Raw genomic sequence first — 8,752 nt, forward strand, 5'->3', positions numbered from 1 at the left:
GCCTCAAGGTGATGGGCGACATCCAGGAGTACTTCGTCCACCACAACGTGCGCAATTTCTATTCGGTGTCGATCTCCGGTTACCACATCGCCGAGGCCGGAGCGAACCCCATCAGCCAGCTCGCGTTCACGCTGTCCAACGGCTTCACCTTCGTGGAGGCGTACCTGGCGCGGGGCATGCACATCGACGACTTCGCGCCGAACCTGAGCTTCTTCTTCAGCAACGGCATGGACCCCGAGTACACCGTGATGGGCCGCGTGGCGCGCCGCATCTGGGCCGTGACCCTGCGCGACAAGTACGGCGCCAACGAGCGCAGCCAGAAGCTCAAGTACCACATCCAGACCAGCGGCCGCAGCCTGCACGCGCAGGAGATCCAGTTCAACGACATCCGCACCACGCTGCAGGCGCTGATCGCGATCTACGACAACTGCAACTCGCTGCACACCAACGCGTTCGACGAGGCGATCACCACGCCGACCGAAGACTCGGTGCGCCGCGCGATGGCGATCCAGCTGATCATCAACCGCGAGTGGGGCCTGGCCAAGAACGAGAACCCCAACCAGGGCAGCTTCATCATCGACGAGCTGACCGAACTGGTCGAAGAAGCCGTGCTGGCCGAGTTCGAGAAGATCGCCGAGCGCGGCGGCGTGCTGGGTGCGATGGAGACCGGCTACCAGCGCAGCAAAATCCAAGAAGAAAGCATGCACTACGAGATGCTCAAGCACACCGGCGAGTACCCGATCATCGGCGTCAACACCTTCCGCAACCCGCACGGCGACACCACGCCCGAGACCATCGAGCTGGCGCGCTCGACCGAAGAAGAGAAGCAGAGCCAGCTGCGCCGCCTGGCCGACTTCCACGCCGCGCACGAGGCCGAAGCCCCGGTGCAACTGGCGCGCCTGAAACAGGCCGTGATCGAGAACAAGAACGTGTTCGAGGTGCTGATGGACGCGGTGCGCTGCTGCTCGCTGGGCCAGATCACCTCGGCGCTGTTCGAGGTCGGCGGGCAGTACCGGCGCAACATGTGAGGCCTGCGGCGCACCGCGCTGCGCCTCCTGAAATGGCGGGTTTTTCTGCCCCCCGACGCCCGCTTGCGCGCGGAGGCCCCTGCTAGACTGGACCGGATTCGCCCCCCGGTCCAAGACTCCCCAGCAGACCACGCCCCCCGCCTCCATGCCATCCCCCTCCGAACACCGCGGCGACGCCGCGCCCGCGCCGGCACCTGCGGCGCAGCCGCCCGTGACCACCGGTCTGCCTGGCGGGAACTGGTTGCGGGTGCTCGCGGCCGTGAGCATCGGGCTGCTGCTGGCGCTGTCGGGCGGCTTGCTGCTGGCCCAGCGCGAAGCGGCCCTGGACCGGGCCCGGGTGCAGGCCCAGCGCGAGGTGCAGCGCCTGGCGGCCGAGCTGGAGCAGTCGCTGCGCCTGGCCGGCGCCAGCATACGGTTGGCGGCCGTCGACGGGCCGGCGGCCGCACCGCACACGGTGCACGACCCGCTCGTGGCCACGCTCAACCTGCCGTTCACCCTGCAGCGGCTCGACGCTGCGGCGGCCGCCGACCTGCCACCCGGGCGCTGGGTGCCGCAGCCCCCCCGCGAGATGGACCAGCAGTGGTGGGTGCCCCTGCGCTGGCGCGCGGCGGCCGGGGCCCAGGCCTACGAGGTGGCGCTGCCGCGCGACGCCCTGCTCTCGCGTTTCGCCTCCGAAGGGCTGCCCTTTGGCGGCAGCATGACCCTGTTCCGGCTGAACGACGATGGATCGACCACCATCCTGGTCCGCCACCCGCTGGTGCCGCGCGAGCAGGGGATGACGATGCGCAGCCACGTGGCCGATGCCTTGCTGCGCGCGCCCTCGGGCGTGTTCCAGGCGCAGGCGCGCATCGACGGCCTGAACCGCGTGGTGGGTTACCACCGGCTGGCAGGAGACGCCGACCGGCTGGTGGTGGTCTATGCGCTCGGGATCGATGACGTGCTGGCGACCTGGACCGCGGTCCTGCCGTTCGCGGTGGTCCTGACCCTGCTGGTGGCGTCGGCCATGGCCTACGGTGCCTGGCGCCTGGACCGGTCCATGCGCGCCCTGGCGCGCAGCGAGCGGCATTTCCAGACCCTGAGCGACCACCTGCCCGATGTGGTGGTGCGCTACGACGCGTCAGGCCGGGTGCAGTATGCGAATCCCGCGGTGGAGGGGGCCACCGGGGCGTCTGTCGCAGCGTTGCTGGGCCGCACCTTGGGCGAGTTCGACTCACCACCCACCATCGTGGCGCAATGGAAAGCCTGCTTGGAGCGCGTGTTCGCCTCCGGACAACCCGAAACCCTCTACTACACCTACCCGGGGCCGGCAGGCGAGCGCCACTGGGAAGCCCAGGCCAGCCTGGAGCCGGCTGCGGCGGGCGAGGCGCCGACGGTGCTGGTGATCGCCCGCGACATCACCGAGCGCCGCGCTGCCGAGCAGCGCCAGCACGCGGCCCAGCAACTCTTCGAGACCGTGTTCCAGGCCGCGCCCGAAGGCATGTCGATCAGCGAATGGGGCACCGGCCGCCTGCTGCTGGTCAACGACGCGTTCTGCGCGCTGTTCGGCCGCACGCGCGAGGAGCTGATCGGCCAGTCCGCGCTCGACCTGCAACTCTGGCAGCCGCCCGACGTGCGGCGGCAACTCATCGAACGCCTGGAGCGCGGCGAACAGGTGCGCGACGCCGCCACCAGCAGCACCCGCCCCGACGGGCGTCCCATCCATGTGCGCTACAGCGCCGAACGGGTGCAGCAGGACGGCCAGCCGCGCCTGCTGCTCATGTTCCGCGACGTCAGCCAGCTCGAAAGCGACCAGCGTGCGCTGGCGCGCAGCGAGCAGCGCTTCAGGCTCGCGGCGGCGCATGGCCAGGTATGGGAATGGGACTTCGGCCGCGGCTTCATCCAGCCCAGCGATGAGTTTTTCGTCGCACTGGGTCACCCGTCGCCCGCCGCCGAACACATGGGTGCGATGTTCCTGGAACTGATCCACCCCGACGACCTGGCGCGCCTGCGCGAGGTGCTGCGCCGCTTCTTCAAAGGCGAGACCGACTACCGGCTGGAGTTCCGGGCGCGCGATGCGCAGGGCGGCTACCGCTGGTTCGACACGCGCGGCAGCGGCCTGCGCGATACCAGCGGCCGGGTCACCTACATGGCGGGCACGACCTTCGAGATCACCGACCGCAAAGCCCTGGAAGAGGCGCAGCGCCAAACCCTCAAGCACCTGGACACGGTGGCCAACGCGTCGGCCGCCCTGGCCTGGACGGTGGACGACCAGCAGTGCAAGGACTGGATCAACCAGGCCTGGCTGGACTTCACTGGACGCGACCTGGCCAGCGAATGCGAGACCCTGTGGCTGGACGATGTGCACCCGCAGGACCAGGAGCGCAGCGCCCAGATCTTCATCAGCGCCTTCGAGGCGCGCGAACCCTACAGCATGGAATACCGCCTGCGGCGCCACGACGGCGTGTACCGCTGGCTGCACGAGCAAGGTCGCCCCCGTTACGACGCCGATCAACGCTTCATTGGCTACATCGGCTCCTGCCTCGATGTGACCGACCTGCGCGAGGCCGAAGCCACCGCGCGCGAGCGCGACGCGACGCTCCAGCAGGTGTTCGATGTGCTCAAGGACATGCTGTTCGTGCTTGACGCGCAGGAGCGTTTCGTCTTCTTCCACGCGGGCTCCGAAGACCGGCTGTACCGCAAGCCCGAGGACTTCCTGCACCAGCCCATCGCCTCGGTCATGCCGCCGGACCTGGTGGCGCCGCTGCGCGAAGCGATGCAGCGCGCCCGCGAGGGTGGCATCCAGGAAATGGACTACAGCCTGGACCTGCCGGCGGGCACCCACCACTTCAATGCCCGCCTGGCCTGGCTGCCCGGTGGCGAGCAGTGCATGTTCCTGGTGCGCGACGTCACCGAACGGCAACTGGCCCACCTGGAGCGCGAACGGCTGAACCGTTTTGTCCTGCTGCTGTTCCGCCTGGCCAACCGCTTCATCAACCTGCCGGTGCAGCAGGCCGATGCCGCGATCAACGAGGCGCTGCGGGACATTGGCGAGTTCCTAGAGGCCGACCGGACCTACCTGTTCTCTTACGATCACCAGGCTGGCACGGCAACCAACACGCACGAATGGTGCGCCTCCGGCATCGGGACACAGAAAGCCCTGTGGCAGGCCTTCACGGTGAGTCACCGGGACGACTGGTACCGCGACCACCTGCGCGGCGAGAAGGTGCTGGTACCCGACCGCAACGCCCTGCCCGACAACGACTTGCGCCGCCTGTTGACAGAGATGGATATCCAGGGGCTGCTGACCCTGCCGCTGATGAACGGCGACGCCTGCCTGGGTTACGTGGGCCTGGATTCGGTGAACCAGCCCCGGGCCTATGGCAAGGAAGAAATCACCCTGCTGGAGCTGTTTGCCCAGATGCTGGTCAACCTACGGCTGCGCGCCCAGGCGGCGGCGCAAGTGCGCGAGATGACCGAGCAACTGGAACAGAAGGTCGAGGAACGCACACAGCAGCTGAATGCAAGCGTAGAGCGTCTGCAGAGCGTCAACCGCGAGCTGGAATCCTTCAACTACTCGACCTCACACGACCTGCGCACGCCGCTGCGGGGCATCGAGGGCTTCAGCACCCTGCTGCTCGAAGAGCACGCGCAGCAACTGGACGCACAGGGGCGCGAGTACCTGCAGCGCATCCAGCGCGCGACCCGCCACATGTCGCAGCTGGTGAGCGATCTGCTGGCCTATTCGCGCCTGCAGCAGATGACCGACCTGATCGAACCGGTGGCGCTGGCGGACTGCGTGCGGACGGTGGCGGCGCCGTTCCACGACGAACTGGAGGCGCGCCAGGGCCAGCTGGGTGTCGAAGTTCCGGACGACCTGCGCGTGCGGGCCAACCCCAAAGGACTGGCCATCGCGCTGCGCAACCTGATCGACAACGCCCTGAAGTTCACCCCGGCCGGCGACGCCCCGCGGGTGCGCATCGAAGCGCGCGTCGACGGTGAACGGGTGCGGCTGAGCGTGAGCGACCAGGGCATCGGCTTCGACATGCAGTACCACGACAGGATCTTCGGCATGTTCCAGCGCCTGCACCGGCAGGACCAGATCCCTGGCACGGGCATCGGCCTGGCGCTGGTGCAAAAAGCGGTGGAACGCATGGGCGGCCACATCCGCGCCCAGAGCGCGCCGGGCCAGGGCGCCCGGTTCGAGATCGACCTGCCGCGTGCCTGAGCAGGTGTGAACGCACCAGGCGAGCCGGCTCAGGCTGCGGCGGCCAGCGGCAGGTTGAGCAACAGGTTCTGCGGCTTGAGCTTGAGCTGGCCGTCGGCCGTCATGGCCAGGCCCAGGTACACCGGTTTGCCACGCACATCGGCGCGCATCTGCTGCGGATCGTCAAACCGCAGCCGGAACAGGCTGATCAGCCGCTGCAGGCGCTCGGGCGACACCTCGTGACCCCGGTACAAATCGTCGAGCAGGGGGCTGGCTTCGGCGTCCAGACCCAGGTGCCAGCGCCAGGCCGGGTCGTCCACCCGGGCCTCGGGCTGGATCTGCACCGCCACGCCCAGAAAGTGGGCCACCCAAAGGGCCAGCACCTGCGCCAGCGCTTTCAGGCCCGACCGGGCGCGGTTCATGGTCAACGTCAGGCCATGCGGCAGCTCGCGCTGGACCTCGTGCGTGAGGTCCAGCAGAAAGTTGAAGCGACCCTCGCCCTCGCGGCTGGTCCAGTAGCCGGCGGCGTTGTCGGTCCCCAGCACCGCCATCTGCACCGTGGGCAGCGCAGCGCCCCCCTGCACCAGCAAGCGTCCCATGCCGCCCAGGCCACCGGTCTGGTGGAGCATGTCCAGCACCGCGTGGTCGCCGCAGAGCACGCGGCCCTCCTGCACGCTCACGCGCTGGCGGCGGAACAGCAGTTCGGCTGCGCGCCACTGCCAGGGATCGTCGTTGCCATCCAGCAGATGACAGACGATGGCCTGGACCAGCAGGTCCAGAAACAGCGGCGGGATCTGGATTGCCCCGGCCTGGAAGAAGCCGGCGTAGGCCGCCTCCAGCGAGCCCGCCGCTTGCACCGCGTCGCGGAAACCCAGAAACAGGCGGAAGTTGGCACGCACGTCGGCGTCCTCGATCGCGCCCAGTTCGTCGTCCGTCACGCGGCACAGCGGCGCGCCCACCAGCCGCGCGTGCAGCGCCTGCTCCCCCGCGCAGGATTCCGCCACCAGCGCGAGTTCGGGCCGTTCCAGCCACAGGCGCCAGTAGTCGGCGGTGGGCACCAGCCAGCCGCGGGCGTTGTGTTCAAGGCGGTCGTGGCCGCAGGATGTCCAGAAAGGTGACACAGCCGTGGGCATTCATCAACCGCAGCGCGCTGCGGTGGTCGGTCGGGGCAGGCGATTGTCGGTCAGCGGGCAGACCCGCTCCGCCCAGGGGGCATACCCCTGACGGTTCGCGTCACGGCCACACAGGCTGACAACCCTCATGTGCGCAGCATGGCGCCAGTGGCGGTTCCCTCGTCACCGGCTGTGGCGATCCCACGGTACGGCACCCAATCGGTAACATCGCTCACCCCTTCACACCCCTTCACACCCTTTCCAGCCACCGGCAGAGGCCCCGCATGACCCCACCCATCAGCCTGATCGGCGTTCCCACCGACATCGGCGCCGGCGCGCGAGGCGCCTCCATGGGCCCCGAAGCCCTGCGCGTGGCCGGCATCCAGACCGTGCTCGAAAGCCATGGCCTGCAGGTGGCGGACCGCGGCAACCTGTCGGGTCCGTCCAACCCCTGGCAACCGCCGGTGAACGGCTACCGCCACCTGGCCGAGGTGGTGGCCTGGAACAGCACGCTGCACGACGCCGTGCACGCCGAGCTGGCGCAGGGCCGCATGCCCATCGTGCTCGGCGGTGACCACTGCCTGGGCATGGGGTCCATCAGTGCGGTGGCGCGTCACTGCCGTGAAAACGGCAAGCGACTGCGGGTGCTCTGGCTGGACGCGCACGCCGACTTCAACACCGCCGAGCTCACGCCCAGCGGCAACATCCACGGCATGCCGGTGGCCTGCCTGTGCGGCCACGGCCCGGCCGAGCTCACCGGCATCGGTGGTCACACACCCGCCATCACGCCCGACGTGGTGCGCCAGATCGGCATCCGCAGTGTGGACCCGGGTGAAAAACGCTTCGTGCACGAGGTCGGGCTGGAGGTGTTCGACATGCGCTACATCGACGAGATGGGCATGCGCCACACCGTGGAGCTGGCACTGATGGGCCTGGACGACAACACCCACCTGCACGTGAGCTTTGACGTCGACTTCCTCGACCCCGAGATCGCCCCAGGTGTGGGCACCACCGTGCCCGGTGGACCCACCTACCGCGAAGCGCAGCTGTGCATGGAAATGATCGCCGACACCGGCCGCCTGGCCTCACTGGACGTGATGGAGCTCAACCCCGCGCTGGACCTGCGCAACCGCACCGCCGAACTGGCGGTGGACCTGATCGAGAGCCTGTTCGGCAAATCGACCCTGATGCGGAAGAAGTGACCCCTCCGCGCCGCTTCGCGTCACCCCCCCAGGGGGGCGATGCGAGTGGCCCGGCCAAGCCGGTTCCACCGCATCACTGGATCAGGCACGCGCTCCGGGGGCGTTGTCTTTCAGCTCTTGCCCACGAGTTCGAGGTGTTCGACCACCGGCGGCTGCAAGAAGAACGGGCCGACGATGCTGCGCCATTCGGTGAAGGCCGGCGACTGGCGGAAGCCCACGGTGTGGTCTTCCAGCGTGTCCCAGTAGATCATGAGGATGTAGCGGCCCGCGCTCTCGATGCTGCGGTTGACCTTGAAGCCCTGAAAGCCTTGGGCGCCCGCGATGACGGTGCTGGCGCCGCGCAGGATGGCGGCTTCGAAATCGGCCGCCTGGGCGGGGTCGATGCGGATGTCGGCGTGCTCCAAAATCATGGTGGTGTCTCAGTCAGAACGGGTCAGGCCACCGCGGCCCGACGATCGTCGCGGATCATATCGGTGGCCTTCTCGCCCATCATGATCACCGGGGCATTGGTGTTGCCGCCGACGACGCTGGGCATGACCGAGGCGTCGACCACGCGCAGCCCGTCCACGCCGTGCACGCGCAGGCGCGCATCGACCACAGCACCCTCGGCCGGGTCTGGTCCCATGCGGCAGGTGCCCACCGGGTGGTAGATGGTGTCGGCGTGGTGGCGCACGAACTGCTCGATCTGCGCGTCGCTCAACGCCTCGCGCGAGGCGGCCGACTCCACGCCACCGTGCCGCGCCAGCGCCGGCTGCTGCATCAGGCGCCGCATGGCCTTGAAGCCGCGCACCAGCCGCGTCACGTCGTCCGGCTCTTGCAAAAACGCCGGATCGATCAGCGGCATCACCTGCGGGTCGGCGCTCGCCAGCCGCAGCGTGCCGCGGCTTTTCGGGCGCAACAGACAGACGTGGCACGAGTAGCCGTGCCCCAGCACCGTCTTTCGGCCGTGGTCCACCAGCTTGCCGACCACGAAGTGCAACTGCAGGTCCGGGATGGCTTCGTCCGGCGCGCTCTTGATGAAGCCACCGGCCTCGGCGAAGTTCGTGGTCAGCGGGCCGCTGCGGCGGCGCCGCCATTCGAAGATGCCTTTGACCATGCTCAGCACGCCACGCGGCGATATGCCGAACAGCTCGGTCACCTTGGGCGCGTTCACCACCATCACCACATCCGGGTGGTCGTGCAGGTTCTGGCCCACACCGGGCAGGTCGTGCAGCACGTGGATGCCGT

Annotated in this window: 6 protein-coding genes; 3 read left to right on the plus strand and 3 right to left on the minus strand. The window is 68.6% G+C overall.

Going from position 1 to position 8,752, the window contains the following annotated elements:
• Together ACR2JA_RS12140 and ACR2JA_RS12145 are read left to right on the plus strand one after the other, a co-directional pair.
• Positions 1-1,028, plus strand: a 1,028-nt coding sequence (locus ACR2JA_RS12140; protein WP_434009339.1) for a methylmalonyl-CoA mutase family protein, incomplete at its 5' end; no start/stop codon positions are given.
• A 145-nt stretch (positions 1,029-1,173) separates the two neighbouring features.
• Positions 1,174-5,232: a PAS domain S-box protein gene (locus ACR2JA_RS12145; protein WP_434009340.1), complete on the plus strand. Its 4,059-nt coding sequence runs from the start codon at positions 1,174-1,176 to the stop codon at positions 5,230-5,232.
• 29 nt (positions 5,233-5,261) lie between these two features.
• On the opposite strand, the gene ACR2JA_RS12150 is transcribed toward ACR2JA_RS12145, so the two are convergent.
• Positions 5,262-6,344 (minus strand): DUF6352 family protein, encoded by a 1,083-nt coding sequence (locus ACR2JA_RS12150; protein WP_434009341.1) that lies wholly within the window; start codon positions 6,342-6,344, stop codon positions 5,262-5,264.
• 263 nt (positions 6,345-6,607) lie between these two features.
• Between ACR2JA_RS12150 and rocF the strand changes: the two genes are divergently transcribed.
• A complete protein-coding gene (gene rocF / locus ACR2JA_RS12155; protein ID WP_434009342.1) occupies positions 6,608-7,525 on the plus strand; it encodes an arginase in 918 nt (305 codons plus the stop codon).
• Between the two features lie 110 nt (positions 7,526-7,635).
• On the opposite strand, the gene ACR2JA_RS12160 is transcribed toward rocF, so the two are convergent.
• Together ACR2JA_RS12160 and ACR2JA_RS12165 are read right to left on the minus strand one after the other, a co-directional pair.
• Positions 7,636-7,935: an antibiotic biosynthesis monooxygenase family protein gene (locus ACR2JA_RS12160; RefSeq protein ID WP_434009343.1), complete on the minus strand. Its 300-nt coding sequence runs from the start codon at positions 7,933-7,935 to the stop codon at positions 7,636-7,638.
• A 23-nt stretch (positions 7,936-7,958) separates the two neighbouring features.
• Positions 7,959-8,752: GMC family oxidoreductase (locus ACR2JA_RS12165; protein ID WP_434009344.1), on the minus strand; the 794-nt coding region annotated here is incomplete at its 5' end.

The sequence above is a fragment of the Hydrogenophaga sp. genome, from assembly GCF_051007235.1.
In the GTDB taxonomy this organism is placed as follows: domain Bacteria; phylum Pseudomonadota; class Gammaproteobacteria; order Burkholderiales; family Burkholderiaceae_C; genus Hydrogenophaga.